This window comes from Alteromonas aestuariivivens (assembly GCF_003367475.1).
Classification (GTDB): domain Bacteria; phylum Pseudomonadota; class Gammaproteobacteria; order Enterobacterales; family Alteromonadaceae; genus Alteromonas; species Alteromonas aestuariivivens.
Genome location: NZ_QRHA01000016.1, coordinates 26,721 through 51,537, shown reverse-complemented (window position 1 = coordinate 51,537; position 24,817 = coordinate 26,721). Strand labels below are relative to the sequence as shown.

General features: G+C 48.7%; 23 protein-coding genes. 6 read left to right on the top strand and 17 right to left on the bottom strand.

The genetic code is table 11. The annotated features are described in order from the left end of the window. Positions 1 to 17: 17 nt before the first annotated feature. Positions 18 to 335 carry a pyridine nucleotide transhydrogenase gene (locus tag DXV75_RS16330; protein WP_115594499.1) on the bottom strand — a complete coding sequence of 106 codons (318 nt, stop codon included), beginning with the start codon at positions 333 to 335 and terminating at the stop codon, positions 18 to 20. 102 nt (positions 336 to 437) lie between these two features. On the opposite strand from DXV75_RS16330, the gene DXV75_RS16325 reads away from it, so the two are divergent. Further along, positions 438 to 1,055, top strand: coding sequence for a uracil-DNA glycosylase family protein (locus tag DXV75_RS16325; RefSeq protein WP_115594498.1), 618 nt, complete (start codon positions 438 to 440; stop codon positions 1,053 to 1,055). On the opposite strand, the gene DXV75_RS16320 is transcribed toward DXV75_RS16325, so the two are convergent. The 11 genes from DXV75_RS16320 to dusA form a co-directional block, all read right to left on the bottom strand. After that, positions 1,052 to 3,283: a bifunctional diguanylate cyclase/phosphodiesterase gene (locus DXV75_RS16320; RefSeq protein WP_115594497.1), complete on the bottom strand. Its 2,232-nt coding sequence runs from the start codon at positions 3,281 to 3,283 to the stop codon at positions 1,052 to 1,054. The genes DXV75_RS16325 and DXV75_RS16320 overlap by 4 nt on opposite strands. A 410-nt stretch (positions 3,284 to 3,693) precedes the next feature. Further along, positions 3,694 to 4,440, bottom strand: coding sequence for a phosphoadenylyl-sulfate reductase (locus DXV75_RS16315; RefSeq protein WP_115594496.1), 747 nt, complete (start codon positions 4,438 to 4,440; stop codon positions 3,694 to 3,696). After that, on the bottom strand, positions 4,433 to 6,151 hold the full coding sequence (cysI, locus tag DXV75_RS16310) for an assimilatory sulfite reductase (NADPH) hemoprotein subunit (RefSeq protein WP_115594495.1): 1,719 nt from the start codon (positions 6,149 to 6,151) through the stop codon (positions 4,433 to 4,435). The genes DXV75_RS16315 and cysI overlap by 8 nt, the downstream gene beginning before the upstream one ends. After that, positions 6,151 to 7,974 (bottom strand): assimilatory sulfite reductase (NADPH) flavoprotein subunit, encoded by a 1,824-nt coding sequence (locus DXV75_RS16305; protein WP_115594494.1) that lies wholly within the window; start codon positions 7,972 to 7,974, stop codon positions 6,151 to 6,153. The genes cysI and DXV75_RS16305 overlap by 1 nt, the downstream gene beginning before the upstream one ends. Before the next feature lie 111 nt (positions 7,975 to 8,085). After that, complete coding sequence (locus DXV75_RS16300; RefSeq protein ID WP_115594493.1) at positions 8,086 to 8,841, bottom strand: TIGR04219 family outer membrane beta-barrel protein; 756 nt, start codon at positions 8,839 to 8,841, stop codon at positions 8,086 to 8,088. Between the two features lie 3 nt (positions 8,842 to 8,844). Further along, entirely contained in the window at positions 8,845 to 9,825 is a 981-nt protein-coding gene (locus DXV75_RS16295; RefSeq protein WP_115594492.1) for a DUF2333 family protein, read from the bottom strand. Positions 9,826 to 9,908: 83 nt separating this feature from the next. After that, positions 9,909 to 10,244 (bottom strand): hypothetical protein, encoded by a 336-nt coding sequence (locus DXV75_RS16290; protein ID WP_115594491.1) that lies wholly within the window; start codon positions 10,242 to 10,244, stop codon positions 9,909 to 9,911. Then, a complete protein-coding gene (locus tag DXV75_RS16285) occupies positions 10,241 to 10,447 on the bottom strand; it encodes a PspC domain-containing protein (RefSeq protein WP_115594490.1) in 207 nt (68 codons plus the stop codon). Before DXV75_RS16285 ends, DXV75_RS16290 begins: the two co-directional genes overlap by 4 nt. Positions 10,448 to 10,495: 48 nt before the next feature. Beyond that, entirely contained in the window at positions 10,496 to 11,170 is a 675-nt protein-coding gene (gene pspA / locus DXV75_RS16280; RefSeq protein ID WP_115594489.1) for a phage shock protein PspA, read from the bottom strand. A gap of 553 nt (positions 11,171 to 11,723) precedes the next feature. After that, positions 11,724 to 12,020, bottom strand: coding sequence for a hypothetical protein (locus tag DXV75_RS16275; protein WP_115594488.1), 297 nt, complete (start codon positions 12,018 to 12,020; stop codon positions 11,724 to 11,726). 205 nt (positions 12,021 to 12,225) lie between these two features. Further along, on the bottom strand, positions 12,226 to 13,188 hold the full coding sequence (gene dusA / locus DXV75_RS16270; protein ID WP_245953271.1) for a tRNA dihydrouridine(20/20a) synthase DusA: 963 nt from the start codon (positions 13,186 to 13,188) through the stop codon (positions 12,226 to 12,228). An 852-nt stretch (positions 13,189 to 14,040) separates the two neighbouring features. Between dusA and DXV75_RS16265 the strand changes: the two genes are divergently transcribed. Further along, on the top strand, positions 14,041 to 15,102 hold the full coding sequence (locus DXV75_RS16265) for a GNAT family N-acetyltransferase (RefSeq protein ID WP_115594486.1): 1,062 nt from the start codon (positions 14,041 to 14,043) through the stop codon (positions 15,100 to 15,102). Between the two features lie 24 nt (positions 15,103 to 15,126). Here DXV75_RS16265 and DXV75_RS16260 read toward each other — a convergent pair whose 3' ends face one another. From DXV75_RS16260 to DXV75_RS16250, 3 genes are all read right to left on the bottom strand, one after another. Continuing rightward, positions 15,127 to 15,396: a hypothetical protein gene (locus DXV75_RS16260; protein WP_115594485.1), complete on the bottom strand. Its 270-nt coding sequence runs from the start codon at positions 15,394 to 15,396 to the stop codon at positions 15,127 to 15,129. Positions 15,397 to 15,661: 265 nt separating this feature from the next. Further along, complete coding sequence (gene fghA / locus DXV75_RS16255; RefSeq protein WP_115594484.1) at positions 15,662 to 16,504, bottom strand: S-formylglutathione hydrolase; 843 nt, start codon at positions 16,502 to 16,504, stop codon at positions 15,662 to 15,664. Between the two features lie 11 nt (positions 16,505 to 16,515). After that, positions 16,516 to 17,640 carry an S-(hydroxymethyl)glutathione dehydrogenase/class III alcohol dehydrogenase gene (locus DXV75_RS16250; RefSeq protein WP_115594483.1) on the bottom strand — a complete coding sequence of 375 codons (1,125 nt, stop codon included), beginning with the start codon at positions 17,638 to 17,640 and terminating at the stop codon, positions 16,516 to 16,518. A 103-nt stretch (positions 17,641 to 17,743) separates the two neighbouring features. Between DXV75_RS16250 and DXV75_RS16245 the strand changes: the two genes are divergently transcribed. From DXV75_RS16245 to DXV75_RS16235, 3 genes are read left to right on the top strand one after another with little or no spacing between them, the layout of a single operon-like run. Then, on the top strand, positions 17,744 to 18,658 hold the full coding sequence (locus DXV75_RS16245; protein ID WP_115594482.1) for an acyltransferase: 915 nt from the start codon (positions 17,744 to 17,746) through the stop codon (positions 18,656 to 18,658). Continuing rightward, positions 18,655 to 19,545 (top strand): acyltransferase, encoded by an 891-nt coding sequence (locus tag DXV75_RS16240; protein WP_115594481.1) that lies wholly within the window; start codon positions 18,655 to 18,657, stop codon positions 19,543 to 19,545. The genes DXV75_RS16245 and DXV75_RS16240 overlap by 4 nt, the downstream gene beginning before the upstream one ends. A 1-nt stretch (position 19,546) precedes the next feature. Then, on the top strand, positions 19,547 to 20,815 hold the full coding sequence (locus DXV75_RS16235; RefSeq protein WP_115594480.1) for a mechanosensitive ion channel family protein: 1,269 nt from the start codon (positions 19,547 to 19,549) through the stop codon (positions 20,813 to 20,815). Between the two features lie 6 nt (positions 20,816 to 20,821). On the opposite strand, the gene DXV75_RS16230 is transcribed toward DXV75_RS16235, so the two are convergent. Both DXV75_RS16230 and DXV75_RS16225 read right to left on the bottom strand, forming a co-directional pair. Further along, on the bottom strand, positions 20,822 to 23,203 hold the full coding sequence (locus tag DXV75_RS16230; RefSeq protein ID WP_115594479.1) for a fatty acid cis/trans isomerase: 2,382 nt from the start codon (positions 23,201 to 23,203) through the stop codon (positions 20,822 to 20,824). Positions 23,204 to 23,411: 208 nt separating this feature from the next. Further along, positions 23,412 to 23,603 carry a hypothetical protein gene (locus DXV75_RS16225; protein WP_115594478.1) on the bottom strand — a complete coding sequence of 64 codons (192 nt, stop codon included), beginning with the start codon at positions 23,601 to 23,603 and terminating at the stop codon, positions 23,412 to 23,414. A gap of 375 nt (positions 23,604 to 23,978) precedes the next feature. Between DXV75_RS16225 and DXV75_RS16220 the strand changes: the two genes are divergently transcribed. Continuing rightward, on the top strand, positions 23,979 to 24,785 hold the full coding sequence (locus DXV75_RS16220) for a YggN family protein (protein ID WP_115594477.1): 807 nt from the start codon (positions 23,979 to 23,981) through the stop codon (positions 24,783 to 24,785). The last annotated feature ends 32 nt before the right edge of the window (positions 24,786 to 24,817 follow it).

The following is a 24,817-nucleotide window of genomic DNA, read 5'->3' as shown; positions in this document are numbered from 1 at the left end:
GTAGATTTGTCGTCGCATTATTGGTTACGAAATGCAGCCAATGTATTGTTTGCCTGTAACGCATCACGATGGGCCACAATATCAATCTGCATCTTGCGAGGATCGAAAGTCATGGTAGCAATGGCGTAGTCGCCATTATTTTCGCTGGCTACCTGGGCAACTTTGTCCTGGGCATCACGGTATCGCATGTTGCTGCTGATTTGATCAGCCACACACTGATTGTTCATTTCGAAGGTTTTCGCATCCATACAATTGAACAGCTGGTTTTGACCAGACTCCGCATGCGCAACACCAAATGAGGTCATTAACAAAAGACCGAAAACTAACTTACGCATGAATATCCTCCTGTGGTACAGTTCAAATGCTGTACTGTATGGATAAGCATACTGTAACCCCAGACACCGGTCAAATACAGATCATAGCTTTATGACATTAGTATGACAGTGACAAAAAAATCTAAAAAAAGCCTTAGCGACTTCCAACAACTGTTACAGGAAGTTCAACGTTGCGCTTTGTGCCAGCAACATCTACCGTTCACCGCAAACCCCGTTATCTCTGTAGGACAGACGGCAAAAATTATCATTATCGGGCAAGCGCCGGGTATTAAAGCCCATCAAACTTCTACTCCCTGGAATGACGCCAGTGGTCACCGCCTTCGCGAATGGCTGGGTATCGGCAATGAAATTTTCTACAACCCGGATCTGGTAGCGTTAATGCCAATGGGTTTTTGCTTTCCTGGCTATATAAAGGGAGCCGATGCCCCTCCGCGACGAGAATGCGCTCCCCAATGGCACAGCAAACTACTCGCGCACCTTAGCCCTGAACTTACGTTGCTGATTGGACGCTACGCTCAAAATTACTATTTGCCGCAATACAATAACCTTACCGACGCTGTGCGCCATCAGGGAGAGGAGTTCATCGGGCCATTTGTCCTTCCCCATCCTTCTGGCCGCAATAATCGCTGGCTTAAAATAAACCCATGGTTTGAAGAAGCAATCCTTCCCGGAATACGCAAAAAACTGCAAGCAAGCCTGAAGAACCAGGACACATTTTAACTATCCTGCTTGCTGTTTAGATAATCCATCAGTTCGACAATCGGCATAGGTTTGGCAAACAAAAACCCTTGAGCCTCATCGCACCCCAACTTGATCATGTAGCTGGCCTGTTCACGTCGCTCCACGCCTTCAGCAATGGTTGAAAGTCCCAACTTATTGCCCAGTGTCACGATGGTTTCAGCGATCACGGCACTTTTTCCGGGTTTGATGTCACTGACAAATGAACGATCCACCTTCAGCCTGTCCAGCGGTAACTTCTGCAGGTAACTCATTGAAGAAAAACCTGTTCCAAAGTCATCAATCGCAATTGCCACGCCATGTTCTTTAAGTGCCTTAAGCGCATCAATCACAATCTGAGGTTCATCCATCACAACACTTTCGGTTATCTCAAGCTCCAGTCGGTTGGGAGGACAGTTGTAAGTTGTCAGAGCATCTTTTACCCTCTGCACGAAGCCCCTATCACGAAACTGGGGAATGGAAATATTCACCGCAACTCTGAGCGTGTCATAACCAGCCTGCTCAAGCTGATTGATACACCGGCAGGACTCTTCCAGAACCCATTGACCAATATCCACAATTAACCCGGAGTATTCCGCTAACGGAACAAATTCTGAAGGGGGGATATAACCGCCGTTCCCATCCGGCCAACGCAGCAAACCTTCCATGCCCACAACGTTTTCAGTCACCAGATCGACCTGGGGTTGAAACCACAACTCTAGCTTTCGCTCGGCAAAGTCGGTTCTCAGACGACGAATCATATCCAGTTGACGAGTAGTGCGCTCCTCAATCTCCGGCGCAAAGTATTCGAAATTTTCGGTCAGCTTACCCTTGGCCCGGTTCAGGGCGATGTTGGCGCGCTTCAGCAACTCAACGCCTATTCCGCGTTCCTGCCCCAATTCACACAACCCAACGGTTACATTAACCGGTAACGTATGCTCACCGGTTTGAAATGACGACTGGAACACGCGACTGATAGCCTGGGGGTTGACCAGTTCTTTGGCACCAATCAAACCAAATACATCTGCGCCAATTCGGCTTTTCTTCACAGCCGTGCTGAAAGACGACTCCAACCGGTTTGCAACCGCCCTCAATAATTCATTGCCTGCCTCATGGCCAAGCCCATCATTAATATCGGAAAAATGATTAATGTCCACCAATGCAATGCAGCAATCTTCTGCGCCATACTGCGATGGCCTGTCGAGCATATTGATAAACTCATTGCGGTTGGGAAGGCGGGTCAGCCAGTCGCGAAACGCGGTATTGCGTAATTCATGGAACAGATTTACGTTTTCGTAGCCGATTGAAATACTTGATAAAAATATCTCAAGCAGTTGTTTGTCCAGCTCATTCAGCTCACGACTCATATTGACAAACACGGCTGCCTCAAATCCCGAACTGTTGATAAACAACACCGAACAGGAAGGTTCAAAAATATGCTTCTTGATTTTCAGACAACGGCTGACGTTTTCAACAATTTCAGGATGATGCAAGGTAGCAAGGGGCTGATTAATATAGCCTGCGAAATCACCGGCCGCGCCGAGGATATAAACCCCATTGTCATCGTGGTCCAGAACCGAACCGGCCCGGGCACACACCAACCCTTCCGCATTAAGACCGATCAGCGAACTTATTTGGGTCACAATTCCTTCACAAAACCCCTTAATAGAATGCTCTTCCAGCAAATTAGCGGAAGATCGAATGATTTTTTGTAATCCAACCCGGGCCTGATTGATCGTTAAAATCTGCTGATAGGAACGAATGGAGGAAATGACCGTTGTCAGCAACTTGCTACGGGTAAGTTCTGTCTTAGTCTTATAGTCATTGATATCGTAATTTTTGATGACGTGCTCTTCCGGGGCATAACCCGGCTGACCGGTACGAAGAATGATTCGCGGTTCTTCCATTCCCAACGCATCACGAAGATATTCTACAACGCCCAAGCCAGCATCATCGGTTTCCATCACCACATCGAGTAAAAGAATGGCGATCTCACGTTTGTATTCGTTGAGTATCACCTTGGCCTGAGCCGCGGAATAGGCATGTAAAAAATTCAGCTTGCGATCATTGATTACCAGGTCGGCGAGTGCCAAACGGGTGACAGTATGTATCTCTTCATCGTCGTCAACGATCAGAATATTCCAGTGCTTGTAAATTCTGGTATCCGCTTCTGGTTCGTCGCTTTCTTCCAGATACACCATTTCATCGTTTTCATAATCGGCTGGCGACATACTGCGAGAGACCTCCTACCCCAGTCATTTATAATTTATCCGGATTTGAGCTATCACGAAGCGGAACTAACAATGAATTTTCGCCCAAACGTCACCAAGTAATGGGAGTTGTACCAGCGAACAGTAATTAAGTCTAGATCTTCATACCTAATAAATCGACTTCTCCGACCATTAAGCCACTAAAACCCACAAAAGGTGGAATTTGAAGCACAAATCGGCAGAAACGACACCCTTGACCTGGTCGCTAAATCCATTTGAGGCGGGCAACTTTTCGCCCGAAGGATAGGTGATTTTTGTTTGGGTATCAGGCACTTGCTTGCAATAAAAAATTTACGTTGACCATACTTCAGGTCACCGTCAAACAAGTGCTGTTACCCGTCTCTGACATGCAGCAAAAGGCTATAAAGAATTTAGATCCCGTCGCCGAACTCGTGAAGACCACATTCACGTTTCAAACCGAAGAACCGGGTGTCCTGCTCATCCATTCCGTCCTGCAGTGACTGCGTAGTATGCCAGTCCCCAATGGAAACATAGCCCTGCTCCCACAACGGATGGTACGGCAAACCATGCTCTTTAAGATAGTAATGCAAATCCTTGTTGCTCCAGTCAATGATGGGATACACCTTGAACTGACCATTAACCTTTTGAACAACCGGTAATTTTTCACGAGAGTCAGACTGGCTTCGACGTAAACCTGCAAACCAGGTTCCGGCTTTCAGTTCAGTAAGCGCACGTTGCATCGGCTCAACTTTGTTCAAACGGTTATAGCGTTCGATACCTTCCAAGCCGTTTTCCCACAGACGACCAAAACGGGCCTCCTGCCAAGCAGCGGACATCTCCGAACGATACACTTTGAGGTTCAGCGACAACTGCTCAGTCAAATCATCGATAAACTGATACGTCTCGGGGAACAGGTAACCGGTATCCGTCAGCACTACCGGAATATCGGCTCGCGCCTGCGTTAACAGGTGCAACATCACCGCCGACTGAGCACCAAAGCTTGACGATAATATGTGATTTCCCGGCAGCGCTCTCAATGCCCAGCCAATTCGGCTCTGGGCATCCAGCTTTTCAAGCGCCAGGTTTATGGCCGCCAACGCTTCCTGACTGATATCAGCAGCAAGCGGAGCGTCAATATCCAGAACGGTGTTAGTCATAGAAATCTCGGGCAGAATCAATAACCGGCTTGATGATCTCAGTTCGGATCACAAAATCCCCAAATGCTTCGTCTGGCTGACGTTGAGCACTCCACTTACCGAGCAATTCATCCAGATGCGCCATGATTTCCTGCTCACTGATGTTCTCACGATACATTCGTGGGATCCGGGTTCCCTCACGGTTGCCCCCCAAATGCAGGTTGTACTTGCCCGGCCCTTTACCCACCAGCCCAACTTCTGCCAGCATGGCCCGCCCACACCCATTCGGGCAACCGGTTACGCGAAATATAATGCTGTCATTCGCCAAGCCGTGTTTATCGAGTAAGGCTTCAATTTCAGTCACTGCATCCGGCAAATAGCGCTCAGCCTCAGCCATAGCCAACGGACAGGTTGGCAGCGCCACACACGCCATTGAATCAAGCCGCTGTTTGGAAACAGAAGGCTGCATCAGGCCATATTGCACCGCTAAGGCTTCAATTTTGTCTTTCTGGTCAGCAGGGACGCCAGCCACAATCAGGTTCTGGTTGGCGGTAAGACGGAAATCGCCCTGATGTACTTTTGCAATTTCGGCACAACCGGTTTTCAGCGGCTTACCGGGGAAATCCAGAATGCGGCCGTTTTCGATAAATAAGGTAAGGTGATGTTTACCATCAATGCCTTCAACCCATCCAAAGCGATCACCACGACCGGTAAACTCGTAAGGTTTGCTGGCAGCAAAAGTAACCCCGGCACGTTTTTCCACTTCGGCTTTGAAATTCTCAACACCAACTCGCTCAAGGGTGTACTTGGTTTTGGCATTTTTACGGTTAACCCGGTTTCCCCAGTCCCGTTGTGTTGTTACTACCGCTTCTGCAACCGCCAGCGTATGCTCCAGTGGAATGAACCCAAAATCGTCTGCTTTACGGGGGTAAGTTGAGGTATCGCCATGAGTCATCGCCAACCCACCACCAACCAGCACGTTAAAGCCAATCAGCTTGCCGTTTTCAGCAATCGCAACAAAGTTCAGATCGTTGGCGTGCACATCCACGTCATTCTGGGGAGGAATAACCACAGTAGTCTTAAACTTACGCGGCAGATACGTATCGCCCAGAATAGGCTCCACTTCCTGCTCGGTTGACTCCACTTTTTCCCCGTCCAGCCAGATTTCGGCGTAAGCACGGGTTTTTGGCAGTAAGTGCTCACTTATTTTGCATGCCCAATCCCAGGCTTGCTGATGCACTTCTGATTCCACCGGGTTAGAAGTACACAGTACATTACGGTTTACGTCACCTGCTGTGGCAATAGAATCAATGCCGGTTTTGTTCAGCGTCTGGTGCATCAACTTGATGTTGGGTTTTAACACACCATGAAACTGAAAGGTTTGGCGCGTAGTCAAACGAATACTGCCGTAAATGGAATGCTCTTCGGCAAATTTATCGATAACCAGCCACTGCTGCGGAGTGATTACTCCTCCGGGCAAACGGGCACGCAACATCACGTTGTGCAAAGGCTCCAGCTTTTGCTTGGCCCGCTCTGCGCGAATATCCCGATCATCCTGCTGGTACATACCGTGAAAGCGGATCAGCTGGAAATTATCAGCGGTAAACCCACCGGTCAACGGATCCTGTAAGTCCTGTTCAATGGTGCCACGAAGATGCCGACTTTCACGCTTTAATCGCTCGTTGTCAGCCAGTTTACCTTCAACGACAAATGGGGATTTTGCGTCAGTCATTAATACACATCCTTCTGATAACGTTTTGCTTTACGTAGCGCCAACAAATACGCCTTGGCATCTTCTTCAGACTTTCCACCGTGCTCCTGAATGATGCTCAACAACGCAGCTTCGACATCTTTTGCCATGTGCATTGCGTCGCCACACACATAGAAATGCGCGCCTTGTTCCAGCCATTCAAAGACTTCTTTGCCATGCTCCACAAGACGATGCTGTACGTAAATTTTGTCAGCCTGATCGCGGGAAAATGCCAGACTGATATTGGTCAGCAGGCCAGACTTAACATACGCCTGCCATTCAACCTGATAGAGGAAATCCTGGGTAAAATTAGGGTTGCCGAAAAACAGCCAGTTTTTACCTTCAGCCCCCTGGGCTTCGCGTTCCTGCATGAATGCACGGAAAGGCGCGATGCCAGTGCCAGGCCCAACCATAATCACGGGTGTTTGCGGATCTGCAGGCAGGCGGAAATTGTCATTGTGCTCAACAAAAACTTCAACCTCGCCACCTTCCTGAAGGTACTCGCACAGGAAACCGGAAGCTCCGCCCTGATGACGGGAACCAAACGCCTGATAATCCACATGGGCTACCGTGAGATGCACTTCTTCCTCAACCTCTGCCTGGCTGGAAGCAATGGAATACAGGCGCGGATTTAGCGGGCGAAGTGCGTCCACCAGTTGCTGCGCAGTGATGGTCCCTGGATGATCACGCACAATATCAATGATCTGACGTTCTGCCATGTAAGTGCGCAATGTCGCCTTATCTTCCATCAGTGCAGCCAGCGATTCAGAGCCAGTGGCGGCCTGATAGGCCTTGATGAAATTGGGGTAACTCAAAGTCAGTTCCAGCTTGCGCGTTAAGGCTTCTTCAAGCGACAATTCCTGCTCGCCGACAGTTACAGTTTGCGATCCGTCAAGTTCCACCAGCGCAAGTAAGTCTGCTACCAGCTTGGCTGAATTCAGAAACCACACACCCAAAGCGTCGCCGGGCTGATACTGAATGCCGGAATCTTCCAGGCTGATTTCAATATGGCTAATGTCTTTTACCGAGTCACGGCCAGTAATTTTTTGCGACTCAATCAAGGACGCTTTAAAGGGTGATTTTTTGCTGTAGACCTGGCCTGCAACAGCCTGAAAGGAGGCTCCTGGTTGAGCAACCAAATCGGGCCCGCTAGCGGCGGATGCAAAATCGGTTTTCAGAGCTTCAATCAGTTTTTCGCCCCAAACCTTCGCATCGGTTTCATAATCCACATCACAATCCTGGCGGGGAACCACTGCTGCAGCACCCAGCTTACCGAGACGCTCGTCGAAATCCTTACCGGTTTGGCAGAAAAATTCGTAGCTGCTGTCTCCCAGCCCCAGCACGGCATATTTTAAGCCCTGGAGTTTCGGGGCCTTTTTACCGCCCAGAAACTCGTGCAATTCCGCAGCGTCATCAGGTGCATCACCTTCACCATGAGTACTGACAAAAACCACCACATGCGTTTCACTTTTCAACTGGCGAGGCTTGTAGTCAGCCATACTAACCAACTTGCTGTTGTAGCCGGCGGCCTCAGCCTGTGCCTGAAAGTTCTGGGCCACACCCTTTGCATTGCCGGTTTGTGAACCATACAGAATAGTCAATTGTGCCGCGCTGGAAGAGGGAGCCGGGCTGATTGCCGGAACAGCGGCACCAGCAGGTTGGCCTGCAGCCATGCCTGCAGCATAACCACTTACCCAGGTCAACTGGTCACGATTGAGCCCAGACAATGCCTGGGTGATCGCGTTCCACTGCAGATCATTAAGCACCGCACCCGGCGCTGTTGTGAGATTCGGTTTTTGTGACATAACTCGATAGCCTTATTTAGTTGGCTTAAGGCTACCGAGTTTGAAGAGCGAGAGAAAAGAATAAATATAACTTTTTTATTACTGAATGTGCTTAAGCAAGCACGTTTTGGTCTAGAAGTGAATTTCCAGGCCGGCAAACGCGCCGTCAAACGTCATATCAGCATAAATATCATCAAGATCTTCGATGTTAATTTCAGCGTTGCGGTAACCCAGTTGCAAGGTCATATCAATCGCCAGACTTTCAATAAATGAGTAGGTCAATGCAACCTGATAATCACTTACTTCATGATCGTCGAAGCTAAGATAACTGCCCTCTGCATAAGCCCCCAGGCCAGTGAACGGCAAACCGACCTGAACCCTGGAATACAGCATTGGGATCACACCTGAAAAATCCTGTGTCCCCATGGTATTACTGGCGGACTCCTCAACCGAGAAGGTACCATCAATGTATTTACCGTTCACGCCGATGTCGAAGCTGATCAAATCGTTATCAAACAATTCGTAGTAGAGGATAAAATCGGTAGTTGTGAGTTCCGCTACCGTCATTACCTCGGTGCCCGCAGGAAATAGTTCCCCATCAAAGGTAAAGTTGTCATTGAGCGAAGTACTTCCACCGGTGTCCATGGTGGTGTAGTTCAGTTTAATGTTCGGCACCAGTGGAATTGGGTGCTCCAGCGCAATATAAGCAGCTGAGTTGGTTTCATCATCAAAGTTGAAACTGCTAACACTGTTACTGTCAGCAAAACCGCCCGAGGTATCCTGCTGCCATGCCTGTGCGCCAACGTACAACCCGGCCAGAGTGTCTCCCATAGCAGGTGCAGCAACTACAGCGCCCGCTAACGCGATGGCAAAAACCTTTGTTTTCATTCGTTATCCTTGATTGAGTAGTTCAGACAATTCAATTAAAGCAGCGTTGGCCCGGGAAATATAGTTCGCCATTACTAACGAGTGATTAGCTAACATACCAAAGCCTCCACCGTTGAGTATCATTGGGCTCCACACTGTTTGCTGCGTGGCTTCCAGTTCACGGATGATTTGCTGCAGGCTTACCTTGGCATTTTTCTTTTCCAGTACCTCAGAAAAATCAACCTCAACAGCTTTGAAAAAGTGAAGCAGCGCCCACGTAGCCCCTCTGGCTTCATAAAAATTGTCGTCCAGCTTCCACCAGCTGGTTTTTGTAAAGGTTTGTGAAGGTAGCGGGGTAGACTGGCGGGCGGAACTGTCCCCGGCCAAGTCGGTATTCACCCGTGCAGAGCCTACACTGGCGCTGAGGCGCTGCGACATGCTTCCCATGCGCTTTTCAACCTGCTTTATCCATTCGCGCAAATTGTCTGCCCGGGTGTAAAACTGACTGTCACCGTAAGATGGGTCAACCAGATCCTGCCTGTACTCCATGAGCAGGTCGATGGCTTCCTGGTACTGAGACTCCGCCGACGGCAACAACCAGCTGCGATTATCAATATTAAACTTGGGGTGCGCTTTAATCAGATAGCTATTTTCCAACGATTGAGATTGTGAACGGCTGAAATCCTTGCGCATAACCAGAGAGAGATCACGCACCATTTCCAACGCGCCAAATTCCCAGCTTGGCATATTGTCGAGCAAAATCCCCGGTGGCATTACGTCGTTAGAAAGATACCCGCCGGGCTTATCCAGTAGGGTCTGGGCAACCGTGATAAGGGATGTAGTCATCGCATAACCGGGAACTTCAAGATTAGCGTTACCTTTTTCCTGCTCACGAATATCAAATGTTTCTGGCTCGAAACTCCAGATAAAGCCTATCACCCAAAAAAGGATAAAAAGTAAAACAAATCCAATGCTTATCCATTTTCCATTCAGATACTGTCTCATGCCACCCTCTGTCTGTTCCCTATTCAATTCGCCGCACCGCGGTTGAACTGCAGTTTACCCAGGTGTTACACCAGCGAAAGCATTTACATTTCATCAGCGTAATTACGTTTGTTACGTTGCAGCCAGTATATTACTGCCGCAACCAGCAGCAGTGGCCACAAGGCCGTTACGCCCAGCACCAAAATACTCAACAGTGCTGCAGCTACCCCTAAAATAATGGCACCTACAACGCTTATCGCCACTATAAAGCCTATAATCACAAACACAACTGCAATAGCAGAAAAAGCCAGCAGGTTTTCAAACGGAGACATCAGGCCATCGCTCATCACAAAATGCACACCCCACCAATCGCTGGCAACCGAGCCAAAAACATTCACCAGTACAATGGCTATGACGATGGCCAATATAAAGTTTTTCATCCTGCTCTCCGGGGCACGAGTATCACGGCTGCGATATAGGCAATCAGCGTCAGCTTCGGCATGCAGATAAGAGCTGCAACAGCGGCGAGTCTCACCCACACGCTGTCTATCTGCAGGTAGCCCGCAACACCTGCACACACACCCGAAATGACTCCCTGGCGGGTATCTCGATATAAACGCTTGTCAATGTGTTGATATTTCATGAGTGATTCCTCAGGTTGGTGGCCCACTGATAGTGGGCCAGTCAAAAACTAGGCTGCTTTATTCTTTTTCAGAGCAGCCAGTTCCTGCTCGATGGTGTCTTCGTGTTCCAGTTCCCGGAACTGGGTTGCCAGGCTGTTGCTGTCAGCGGCGTTGCCTGATACAACGTCATAGGCATCCACTTGGGCTTCAAGGTTGTCAACCCGTTGCTCATACTGTTCAAAGCGGGCCATAGCCGACTCAACCTTGCCACTGTATTCCACATTTTTAGCTTTCAACCGCACTGCTGCTGACTGTTTTCGCACCGCCAAAGACTTTTGCTTTTGCTTGGCCTCCGCCAATTTCGCGTTCAATCTGCCAGTGTCATCCTGGATTTTTCCCAGTACTTCACTGAGTTGTTCATACTGAGAGCGTAACGTAACGGCTTTCTGCACATACCCTTGCTTTTCGACTAACGCCGCACGAGCCAACTCTTCCTTGTCCTTATCCATAGCCAGCTGAGCTTTTGCCTGCCATTCCTGTGCATGCTTGTCTAACTGGGTCAGTTGTCGGTCAAGGTACTTCTGCTCAGCAATGTGTTTGGCCGCTTCTGAGCGCAACTCCACGAGTGTCTCTTCCATCTCCTGAATGATGAGGCGAATAACTTTTTCAGGGTCCTCAGCCTTATCAAGCATGGCATTTAAATTGGCTTGCACGATGTCACTCATTCTGGAAAACATGCCCATTGTCTTTCCTCCAAATTTGTTTTGAGATTGGGTTCAGGTTTCTTCTGTGGATTACAATTCACATGCCATTTATTTAACTAATTGTTTTAAATGTAATTATTCACATTTCTCAGATTTCAAGAAGGTTGCCTTATCTCAAAATCAATTCAGATTAGTGTTTTTGACCACATTGATTGGTCAATATAACCACCCGCCAATCAGCGTTTAATTGGGGTGTTAAAAGCCAGGCCCGAGGGGGATACCAAAGTGCTGGTCCTCCAGGCAGTGGAAAAAAACAAGCATCTCTTCAGCACAAGCTTTATAGGATCAGCAATTGGAAATTAAGTGAAATGTGAGCCCAGCAAGGCCTAAAGATACTCTGGAAGGTAAAATGCAAAAAACAGATAACCGCCGGGCGAATTATCTGTTTTTATGATCGAAGGTATGAAAGTTTGTCGGCTTTGGTGACTTTTTCAGGCTGCGACTGGAAAGCAGCAAACCTCCAAGAGCAAAAGTGACCACCGGCATCAGCATGATGAAAAACAAATTGACGTGCTGATACATGGCAATACTATCAGTCACCGGATGTTACGTTGTGCTCTGCACTGGTGCTTTCATCTGCTGATTGCAGAGCGGTCGCTAAATCCGTCACAGTCACGGTTCCGGAGCGGGTATTTTGCTGCGGATCAAATGCGTGAGCTGTGTTGGCTATAGCTTGCCGAACACCCATTTTCAGCTCATATCCTGTTGTAGTAACAGCATGAGTAATAAACTGACTGAGCACACGCTCGACAGATGACTCCTGAGCGAATACCTGACTGCTGAATGCAGCAGAAAGTAGCGCTGCAGCAATTAAAGATTTGGATTTCATGATACGTCCCTCTTAAGTTGGTTGATTCAGTCGTGAACTGCCTCTCGCGACTGGTTGCTTTACGTTTGCGAAAGCTATGCCAAACTCAAAAAGAACTCTAAGGTACTATATTTGCTACTTTTTTTATCCAACGGACTTTAAGGAGTTTTCGCCCCAACTCCCCTGAAGCTAAATTTTAGTCAAAACAAACACTACACTGGCGAAATTAGCTAACACGAGAGGCAACATCTTCCCGCGCCTGTTGAACCTGTGCCAACCCGTTGAGCAGGAGATCAGGATCCGGCGTTCTGCCCGTACCATTCTGACTAAGATACCTGCGCCAAATTCGCCCACCAGGCTGACCCTGATATAACCCAAGCATATGTCGGGCAACGTGCCAGGGCTTGAACCCCACTTGCGACTGACGTTCTATATAGCTCTGCATGTTAAGCACAATCTCGTCACGGCTTATCGGTAAGCCATTGCAGTCATACAGACGGCGGTCCACTTCCGCCAGAAAATACGGGTTGGCGTAGGCCTCACGCCCAACCATGACACCATCAACATGTGCGAGGTGGTCCTGAACTTCGTCCAAAGATTTCACGCCACCGTTAAGGCTGATATTCAACTCCGGTCGCTCTGCCTTCAACTGATACACTCTGGGGTAATTGAGTGGCGGAATTTCACGGTTTTCCTTCGGGCTCAACCCCTGCAACCAGGCTTTCCTTGCATGCACAATAAAGGTATCACACCCAGCATTCGCTACAGTGTCGATAAAACGGGAGAAGTCCTCGTATTCATCCATTTCGTCTATCCCGATACGGCATTTCACGGTAACTGGAATATCAACTGAAGCCTGCATTTCACGCACACAATCAGCAACCACTTCGGGCTGAGCCATCAGGCAAGCGCCAAAACTGCCATTTTTAACCCGATCAGAAGGACAGCCAACATTGATGTTAACTTCATCGTACCCGCGCTCTTGAGCCATCACGGCACAACGGGCCATATCGGAAGGATTCGAACCGCCAAGCTGCAAAGCAACCGGGTGTTCTTCATCATTGAATGCGAGATAATCGCCCTTGCCAAAAATCAGCGCCCCGGTTGTCACCATCTCGGTATAAAGCAAAACCCGATTGGAAATCAGGCGCAAAAAATAACGACAATGCTGATCGGTCCAATCCAGCATTGGGGCGACAGAGAAGGTTCGGTTGATGGGGGATGCTGACACAGCAATTACCTTATTGATTTACAAGAGAAAAACGGCAAAACCCGTCATTTCCGCCGATTTTAAAAATAGCGACATTTCCGCTGTATTCCGGTGTTTTTCACCCTTCAGGAAGACAATAGGAATACAAAACTATGGCGTCCTACACCATAAATAAGTGGTTTAGCGGCGAACGGACCGTGTATTTTACCCCTGTAACACCGAAAAACAAAGGCAACGCGTCAGAAGCCATACATGGTGCGCAACCAGCCAGGCCCCAAACTGGCGACCCTCGACCACCGGCCCACCCTCACACCTGAACATCTCGCCATTTTGTTGCTGGTGAATCAGCTAACGCCATATTTTTCAATTCAATAGAAAAAACGTCTTTTAGCTTATATTCAGATACATGGCTGCAAGTGTACGGTTTCCAGCAAAGCGATGAAGTGTTTGCCTCAGAATATTTTCTCAAAATCCTGCCAGTCCAGCCGATCTTCAGGAAGCGAGAATTCCCCGGCCTCAACCGGAAGAAAGCAACCTAACAGTTCAGAATCGCTTTTTTCACACCTCTTTACGATAACTGGTTGACCAGAAAAGCCTGTAAAGTCATAAAATTAGTTTCATTATTCTGGTTTTGATAATCCCCACAGCTTGTACTAAAGTGGAAACCGAGAGGCTTCAAAGCAGTGAAGCCCGGGCGCTATCCATTAGCTTTTGTTCATTATGCCGGGCTTAAACTGAGCGTTGTACTACACCTTCCGCTGTAGCAATAACACAATGCATTTCAATTGAATGGACTCTGTTGAATATTCTGGCTGATCAACGAGTGTTGCTATGAAAAAAACCTGGTTACAAAACAATGTGATGGACGCCGCGACTGTCATCAAAAATTTTTTGGACCATCCGTCCCTCCGGGCACAGAAAATTTCCCAGCATGCCCAGCTAAACCAAATTCAAGATCAGGAAATTGACGCGCTTGCACCCACCATATTTCACGAGCGATGGTGGCTGGAAATAGCCACAGGTGGAAAGTACCAAGCCGTCGATTTTGTCGAGAATGGCAAGGTATTTGGCAGGCTACCCTATTTCACGCGTAAACAATTCGGGTTCACCGAAGTTAAGCAGGCACCGTTGACCAATTTTCTCGGGCCAGCCATCAATGATGGTGAAGGAAAACCCAACAAGAAGTTTCTGCGTCGGCTACAAATAGTGCAGGGGCTTATCGCACAACTTCCCAAAGCCAGCTCCATCTACATAAAATGTCATCGCGATGTCATGGATGCAGTCGCTTTTCAGGCAGCTGGGTTTAAGGTTTCGGTGCAATTCACCCATGTGATTGAACCCGCTCCGGTTGATGAGCTTTGGGGTAGCATGCGCAGCAAAGTTCGCTCCAGTATTCGGGGGGCGAGAAGAAATTATCGGGTAGCAGACTGCACGGACTCAGCTGCATTTCTCAATTTCTATAACCAGAACATTGAAAAACGCCAGCTCCAGAACATGATGAACGGTAAGGTATGCAAAAAATTGATCGATGCCGCCCTAGAGAAAGGTAGAGGCAGAGTTTTACAATCAATCCATAAAGATACCGGAAAAATGGACGCTGCCATCTTTTACGTTTGGGACAAGACTTCTGCCTATTTCCTGATGACCACACACAACGCACGTGCATCTCACCGTGGTGTGCTGAAAATTTTGATTTGGGAAGCGATTCAGGATGCCGTCTCCCGTGGGCTTGTTTTCGATTTTGACGGTGTAAGCAGTATAGGTTGCGCCCGTTCGGCCAATGACTTTACTGCCGAAGTGGTGCCCCGATACATTATCACCCGTGAATCCGGCCCAATTCAGATACTGCGTGCAGTCGAATCCCTATGGGTAAAACAGAATACTTTCTACTGATTCGACAGCTTACAGCCAGATACCTTACACAAATAAATCGATGCGTTTGAAGGTGTTTGCTTCGTATACCTGACTAACCGGATTTTTTACAGAGGCCGCGGCCTGAATGATTTTTTCCTGCGGTATGTCTTCCACACCAATTTTCAGGGAAATTGCCCACTGCACACACCAGCGGCTGGCAGGCCGATTTGAAGCAATACCGTTACTTCTGTGGCCAATTTCAAAATGACGTTTTTGGAACAACGCCTGCCCTTTAGAGGACAAAGAAAAGAGCCTACCTTGCGATTTGCTCATGCTGTATTCCTTCCTAAGGTACAACGGTTTGAGACACGAATCACAAAAAGCAATACAAAAGACATTGGTTGATGCCTGTTGCCAACAACGACACGAAAGTGATGGATAGCACAATTGCAGTTAATGCAGGGAGCAAATGGCAGTGCAGGTGTTAAAACAGGTACTGTCTATCCATGTCAGTACTCTTTTCATCCTAGCGCATAATTTTTATCCCGCCCAGCATTACCGGCCTGATTTCCGAATAATTCCCGATGGCTGGCGGTATCTACAGCAACCCAAGATGACTGGCATGAAACTCCAGATGCTCATCAATAAAGCTGGCGATAAAAAAGTAACTGTGATCATATCCCTCATGCATATTAAGCGTCAGCTGAGTACTGGAAGTACGGGCTGAACAGAGCAATGTTTCAGGCTTTAGCTGTTCCGTCAGGAACTGGTCATTGCCGCCCTGCTCCACCAGAATGGGAAGGCTGTACCGCTGTTTAGCCAACAGCATACTGGCATCGTAATCCGACCACTGCTCGGGAGCGCCACCCAGGTAAGCCGAAAATGCTTTATTTCCCCACGGGCACTTTGTCGGATTGGCAATAGGGCTGAATGCCGAGACCGACACATACCTCTGTGGTTGCCGCAATGCAACAACCAGCGCACCATGCCCGCCCATTGAGTGCCCGCTGATGGCCCGCTCCCGGGTAACCGGAAAAGCACTTTCAACCAATTCTGGCAATTCTTCAGTCACATAGGAGTACATCTGATAATGCTGTTGCCACGGAGATTGGGTAGCATCAACATAGAACCCCGCACCAAGCCCCAAATCGTAGGCGCCCGCTGGATCGTCCGCCACATCATCGCCTCTTGGGCTGGTATCCGGAGCCACTATCGCCAGTCCCAGGCGGGCCGCCAACTTCATCGCACCGGCTTTCTGCATAAAATTTTCATCGGTGCAGGTCAACCCGGACAGCCAGTACAACACCGGTACGGGTGTCTGCTGACTGGCAAATGGCGGCAGATAAATGGCAAAGGTCATGTCACACTGGTTGACTTTTGAGGTATGACGATAACGACAGTGGCGCCCGCCAAAGGCCCGGTTTTCACTGATAAGTTCCATGAATTCTCCCGCTAGAAGTGAATCACGCTGCGTATGCTTTTCCCCTGATGCATCAGTTCGAAAGCCTGATTGATATCTTCAAGTGGCATGGTGTGGGTAATGAAATCATTGAGCGGTATTTCCCCATTAAGGTACTGCTCAACTATTCCCGGCAGTTCTGAACGCCCTTTCACGCCACCAAACGCCGTTCCCCGCCAGACTCTGCCTGTGACCAACTGAAAGGGGCGGGTGGAAATTTCCTGCCCTGCTCCTGCTACGCCAATGATCACGGACTCGCCCCAACCCTTGTGGCAACATTCCAGCGCAGACCGCATTACCTTTACGTTCCCAATACATTCAAAAGAGTAATCCACGCCGCCATCGGTCATTTCAATGATGACTTCCTGAATCGGTTTTTCGTAGTCTTTTGGATTGATGACATCAGTTGCGCCGAGTTTTTGTGCCAGGGCAAACTTGTCCTCATTAATGTCAATGGCCAGGATCCGGGAGGCTTTGGCCATCACCGCCCCAATCACTGCCGATAATCCTATCCCTCCCAGACCGAATATGGCTACGGTTGCGCCTGGCTCAACCTTTGCGGTCTTCAGCACCGCTCCCATCCCGGTCGTTACACCGCACCCCAGCAGGCACACTTCCTCAAGTGGCGCTTTGTGGTTTACCTTGGCCAGTGAAATCTCGGGCAAAACGGTATACTCAGAAAAGGTTGAGGTGCCCATGTAGTGATACAGGGTTTCTCCGTCTTTGGAGAACCGACTGGTACCATCCGGCATCAGCCCCTTGCCCTGGGTGGAGCGGATCTTTCCGCACAGATTGGTTTTGCCGGATTTACAGAACTTGCATTCTCCACATTCCGGGGTGTAGAGCGGAATTACATGGTCCCCTACCGCGACACTGGTAACACCCGCCCCAACAGACTCAACGATGCCGCCGCCCTCATGCCCTAAAATGCTCGGAAATACTCCTTCCGGATCATCTCCTGACAAAGTAAACGCATCCGTATGGCAAACACCCGAAGCAACAACCCTAACGCGCACCTCACCCGCTTTGGGCGGAGCGACATCAATAGTTTCAATACTCAGAGGCTGGCCAGCAGCCCAGGCCACAGCGGCTTTACAACTTATCGTTTTTCCCTGCATGTGCGTTCCCCTTTGGTGATGTCACCTACAATCAATAACCGATGTATCGGATTTTAGTTCAACTTCGTTTAAACTAGCGTTCAAATTATAGAGGTTACCTGACATGTTCAAATCATTCGTCCACCTTTCTGTGGGCTGTGTCTCCGTATTTTTTTATTTTTTGAACACCCTGTTCTGGTGCGTTCCCATTTTAGTTCTTTCGCTGTTCAAACTGATCCCACTGCCAGTATGGCAACGATTTATTTCTTACCTTCTGGACAGTTGTGCCACAGCCTGGATCAGCATCAACAATATCAATCAGAAGGTCACTGGTAACACTCGCTGGCAAATTCATGGGCTGGAGGGACTGACCCGGGATGACTGGTATCTGGTCATTGCCAACCACCAGTCGTGGGTTGACATACTGGTGTTACAGCGGGTTTTTAATCGGCGCATTCCATTTCTGAAGTTTTTCCTCAAAAAAGAATTAATTTGGGTGCCCTTTCTTGGTCTGGCGTGGTGGGCACTGGATTTTCCCTTTATGCGCCGTTATTCCAAGGCTTTTTTGGCCAAAAATCCACACCTGAAGGGAAAAGATCTGGAAACAACCCGGCAGGCCTGCGAAAAATTCAAATTCAAGCCGGTCAGCATCATGAATTTTGTTGAAGGGACCCGTTTCACCCAGGTCAAACACCGGCAACAGCAGTCACCGTTCAGTCACCTGCTGATGCCGCGTGCAGGGGGTATTGCGTTTGTGCTCAGTGCTATGGGCGACCAGTTACACAAACTGATTGATGTTACCATTGATTATCCTTCCGGCATTCCAACGTTCTGGGATTTTGTCAGTGGTAAAGTAAAGAGTATTCGGGTAAACGTAGCCGTGACTCCGATACGGGAGTTGATTCAGGACGGTTGGTTCTCCGAGAGCTATTTTGATAGTCCTGAGCAGCGCCGGCAATTTCAGACCTGGTTAAACCAGCGCTGGACGCAAAAAGACCAACTACTGAAATCCATCAACTCATCTCAAGTGCCACTATGAAGTATCTGTTAGCACCCTTTATTTTTGTCATTCACACCAGTCTTCAGATAAGCAATCTGGCTCTGTGGGGAAGCCTGGTTATATTGTGCGGCCTGATTAAGCTGGCTCTGCCCCTGAACAACGCACGCCGCTGGCTGGCGGAACTTATGCACGGATTCATGTTCTGTTTCGGAAAGCTCAGTGTCGGGCTTATTCGCCTGTTCAACCCCATCAAACTGGAGTATCGAATACATGGAGACTTGTCCCGGCAAAACTGGTACCTGATTGTTGCCAACCATCTGAGCTACCTGGATATCATACTGCTGATTGAATTTGCCGGTGGCCGCATTCCTGCACCGAAGTTTTTCCTCAAACAGGAACTTATCTGGCTACCGTTTGTGGGTCTGGGAGCCTGGGCACTGGACATGCCGTTTATGCGCCGTTACTCCAAAGCGTATTTGCAAAAACACCCTCACAAGAAAGGCAAGGACATCGAAACCACCAAACGGTATTGCCAAAAATTCAAAACTACCCCGACAACGGTAATCAATTTTGTGGAAGGCACGCGCTTTACCCCCAAAAAGCACCAGGCTAAGAGTAGCCCGTTTCAGTATTTGTTGCCCCCAAAGGCAGGTGGCGTAGCTTTTACGCTTGCCACAATGGGCAACCTGTTCACCAATATTCTGGATATTTCCCTGCTGTATCCCCAAAACAGCAAGCACCCGATGATGGCTATGCTGTCCGGCCAAATGCGTGAAATCATCGTCGATGTAAACGTGATTGATGTACCTGAACAGGCGATGGGCGACTATTTCAGCGATGAGGAATACCGAGGCAGTTTTCAAAACTGGCTGAACGGCTTGTGGGAAGAGAAAGATCAGCGCATAGGTAAACTACTGGAGCAATAATATGGAACTGGCGCTGCCACTCAGAGATCGATTTTTGCAGCTGTTGAAGCAGGTGCTGCCCAACCTCACCTCCGACTCCGTGCTTTACCATCTGATTGCGCTTTGCACTATTTTATTGTTTGCGGCGACTTTGTACTTCGTATGCCGTTGGCTGCTTATTATACAGATATCGGCCTGGGTGAAACGAAGCAAAAACAGCCTGGACGACACCATGTATTCTCATGGTCTGTTCCGCCGCCTGCTGCACCTGATCCCGGCACTTACCATCTTTCTTTTGACCTCGGTTCTTCTGCAACCGGAGAGTCTGTTAAACGGCTTTCTGAACAAAACATCAATGTTGTACATGCTGCTGGCCACCATGGCTGCAATTTACGCTCTGCTGAATACCGTTGAAGACAAATACAACGAATCCCGCCTCGCACAGAAAGCCAGCATTACCGGTTTCATTCAGGTCGCCAAGCTGTTTGTTGCTATCGTGGTGCTGCTGCTGAGCGTATCACTGGTGATAGACAAGAGCCCGCTGATCATCGTTTCAGGCCTCACTGCGCTGGCGGCCGTATTGCTGCTGATATTTCGGGATACTATTCTGGGGTTTGTTGCCGGGATACAAATTACTGCCAACCGCATGTTTAACACCGGTGACTGGATCCAAATCAATAAATTTGAAGTGGACGGAGAGATCCAGGAAATCGGCCTGACCAACGTCAAAGTTCAAAACTGGGACAAAACCATCTCAACGCTGCCAACCTATTCGCTCACCAACGAAGCGGTAAAAAACTGGCGGGGAATGCAACAATCAGGGGGGCGAAGAATAAAACGGGCGATTTTTATCGACGTTCATTCCATTCGGTTATGCAGTGGAGACATGCTCGAACGATTCGGAAAAATTCGTTTTATTTCCGAATACATCGAACAAAAAATTGAAGAATTGCGGACTTACCACAAAGACAGCTCCATTGATGAAAGCGATCTGCTAAACGCGCGCCGCCTGACCAACATTGGCACCTTCCGGGCTTACCTGGAAGCCTATCTGAGAAAACATCCTCAAGTAAATCAGTCACTCACACTGATGGTTCGGCAACTGCCCCCGTCAGAACTTGGCCTGCCACTGGAAATTTACTGTTTCAGTGCCGACAAGGACTGGGTTCGCTATGAAAAAATTCAGGCTGACATTTTCGACCACGTGCTGGCCATGCTTCCGCAATTTGATCTCAGAGCCTTTCAGCGGGACACCCATCAGGCAGCAGTGATGCCAATTAGCCAGCAATAACCAGTCTCAGCGGTTCTCCAGCCGGTTGTAATCCAGCCAGCCTGCCTCCAGTGGGCTGTCATGCGCAAACTGCCTGTTTAAGGTATCGCTGAATTGCCAAAAATCTTCGGCCGTGCGCCGCACGCCAAAATCATCAAGAAAAGCGTGATAATCGGATTCCGTTTTAAGTTTCCCGGCGCGCTCTACCAGCCTGCTTAACTGCTGTTCAGGAACTAGCCAGAAAGCATTGGGGTAGCTGCCCAGTAACCCCCTGACCAGGGTAAGATCGTCACTGGCAGGGTCGCGATTTTCATCTTCGTTGAACAAACTGCTAATGTTGAAGTGGGCACTGTTTCGAATCAAGGTAAACAACTGAGGTTCGCCGGAACGCGGCATCACCATCAGCATAGTTAACTCCGGAAACAATGTAGCCTGCTGACCCCGAATTTGCGCTAACTTTTCCAGTAAAGCCAGGCTTTCATCACTCAACTGACTTTGATTGATCCGGTATTCCTGTGTCTGTACCGCATTGAGGTACTCCCCCAGCATTCCAAAGAGTTCAAGCTTTGGCGATTGAGTTGTGTAGGTAATACCAGCATCCTGCTGAAAAGGGTTGATGTCGCCCTCAATAAAATCGGTTAAATCCGAGTCGGCATGCTGGTACCAGTCCTTTAACTCTGCCCGGCGGGTTTCGGGCGGCAAAAATGACAGAAAATTAGACTCACCCTCCATCCGTAAAAAATCCATGTACAGACGGGTCAGTAGCTGGTGCCCATAGTTGCCATAAACGTCAAACCCTGCCACCAATAAGTAGTGTATGCGTTCAAGGAGCGAATAGTCTATCACCCAGGCCGTTTTTGGTGGTGCCCCTACCAGCCCTTTCACCACAGTAGCATTGTCAAAATGGCGGAATACCGTAAGGCTCGCGTTCTGATTGCTGCCGTCTCCATCCCAGATTGCGTCCAGGGTCAAATGTTTACCCTCAGAGAAAACCCCGTTCAGAAAATCGGTTCTCGCTCGCATGTAATCCCCCTGCAGTTTGGCGTACTTCAGCCAGTTAACCGCAAAGGCGGTACTTTCCTGCTCGGCTGGCAAGTGGAGATTATCTATCTGGGAGGCATAAAACTGGTTAAGTTTTTCAGAACTGGAAACCTTTGGATCCAGGAAATACACCCAGAACCGGTCGTTGATCACATTCAGCGCCACCTGACCACGACAGACTGGCCCCTTTATGAAACCTTCAATGGTATTCTCTGCACGCTCCAGCATAAAGCGGTAACGCGCGTTCACCGGCAGCTGAATAAACGCCAACAGTGGGTTTGCCGCTACTTCAGGCTCATAGCCAGGCAGTTCACTGACTGAATAATCGGGCGCAAGAAACCATTTCTCCCATTTAGCCACCAGCGAAGAATTTATCGCATAAGGTTGATGGGTTTTGTTGACGATGGTGGATATAACAGGGCGCAACCGATAGTAAACTCTTGCAATTTGTGGGTCATCAAACGGTCTTCGGGTGGCAATAACCTGGATTGGCTGGCCTGGTGGCGTGGATGACCGCACCATTGAATAATACTGAACAGGCTGAGCTTGTGCAGTCTGATCAAAATATAAATGCGAAGTAAACAGGTGTTCGTAGATATAACGTGCCATCAGTTGTGCTTTCAAGGACGACTGGTTAAGAAAGGCCTCCAGTTCCGCTGCCGCCTTTTGCTCCTCTTGCGTCAACTCGACAGGCTCGGGAATGGGAGCGCCTGCCTGGATCCACCTCATCAGCACCTGATACTCTTCGATTTCAAGTTCCGGCAAACCGAACGGCATCCCCCCAAATGGCTGCTCCTTTGCGTAATCATCAAATTCTTCTATGGTGGGACACTGCTGTTCCCTGTCCAGACTGAAATCAAAACGATCATCCAGAACTTTCTGCTCAGGCAGCGGATGCTGCTGTTTGAGCATAAGCATGCGTGCCAGCACTGAAGCCTGGGTATTGGCTTCAGGTGTCTGCTGGCGTTCGTTCAGAACAGGAAAGAAATCACGCTCCCGCCATTGCCGGGTTGTTTGAGCATCGTCAAACATCCGTTGCGGATCGGCGGCTACCAAACGCGCGCCCTGATACACCATTTCTTTGCTGGCTCCACGGTCAATTGCTGCAGCTGAGGACATTTTCAGTTGGCAGGGGGCATCGTAGCAGGCGTGACAAACAACACAGCGGCTATCGATGACTGGCTTCACCGACTCGTGGTAAAAACCTTGTGGCAACTCTGCTGACAGTTCAGGCAATTTCGCTGCGGCATCACGATTGGTTGAATCTGCCTTGCCGTAGCGCTCATCCATATTCATGGTAGCCAGAGTCGAGCAACCGGCACAGAATGCAAGCAGAAGGGCAAGACGGAAACGATAGAAATTTTGCATCGCAACTCCTTTTGGGGCGCAAAGGTGCTCCAGGCACCGGGGCGGTAAGTTACATAATGAATAACTACAAGGGAATTTGCCTGATGGATTAATGTCACTATAAAACCCATAAATGCAAAATAACAGTGCTCGTCTGGGCTCAGGGCTGCAAAAACACAAAAGCCACTCATTTGAGTGGCTTTTGTACTAATTCAGATTTTGGATAATATCAGGCGAGTGCGTAACCCATCAGCACACAAACAATCAAACCAGACACACCAAAAAAACCGTACTCGATTTTTTCCTGCATGCCTTCGCCACCCTTTTTACCAGACATAAAGCCCATAATAATGCTGGACAGGCCCAAAGCAAAAGCAACCAAGCCGATGCCAAAGCCTACTGCATTCAACCAATCGTTCATAATTAAACCCCTATACTGATTTCATTAGTTATTCTGGGGGTGTGCAACACCATGGACTTCAATACGCAAAGCGTACTGAAATTCAAATTGAATAACTAATGAAATGAGTAGTTTGAAGCGTCGGTATTATGCACCAAACGAACGTCGAAAGGTATGCCTGAGTGCGATTTATTCGTACCGATTGATCTTGGTCAATTTAACCAAATAGTGCCTTATTATACCAAATACTGGGATGAATATATGCGATCCGCCTCTCTAAATAACCATAAGCCATTGTTTCTTAATTGCTTTTAAGTTTGGCGCAGGCTTTGCGTAAGCTTCACAACATCGTAAGGATATGCATAACAAAGCTGTTCTGCACTTAAGAGGACTACCATGAAAAAATCCACTTTGTTTTTCGTTATTTCAACCAGTCTTGCCGTTACCGGTACGGTTGCCGCTCACGACGGAAGCAGCAATGACTGTAATGTCGATTTACAGGGCGACCTTGAATATTACCAGGGCGTACTGAGCGTCAATATGGACGACGGCAGCTCCATGAGCATCAACAACCAGCACCAGCTGACAGTAAATGGTGAAACTGTCAATCTGGATAAAGACCAGCAACGTTGGGTTAGCGACTACTACGACAGCATTGATACTGCCATTCCCATGACGCTGGAGATAGCTCATGACGGCCTTGAAATTGCCAGCGCCGCAGTAGGTGAAGTGTTAGGCGAATTACTGGGTGAAGACGATGAGTTTACCGGGGAGTTTCGTGAACTGTTCGACAGCCTCTCAGACGAAATGCACAGCAAATTTTATGACCAGAATGGCAATATTCGCGTCGACTCCGGCACGTTTGACGAACAAAGCTGGTTCGATAATGCGTGGGAGTCCGAATTTGAGCAGCGCGTGGAGTCACTGGTAACCCAGTCGATGGGAAAAATCATGATCGCCGTTGGTACTCAAATGCTGTGGGGCGGCGGCGACATGGAAGCCTTTGAGGCTCGAATGGAAAATTTTGGTGAGGATATTGAACATCGTTTCGAGTCTTCAGCTGACGCACTGGAACTCAAAGCCAATGCTTTGTGTGAAATACTGGCCAAGGCTGACTATGCGGAAAACCATATGCAGCAATCCATACCTGGATTAAGTGAACTCAACTTACTCGACGTCAACGACAGTTCTTTGAAAATGTAGCGGGTAGAGCCGATCGGGCTGTGTTAGCATTA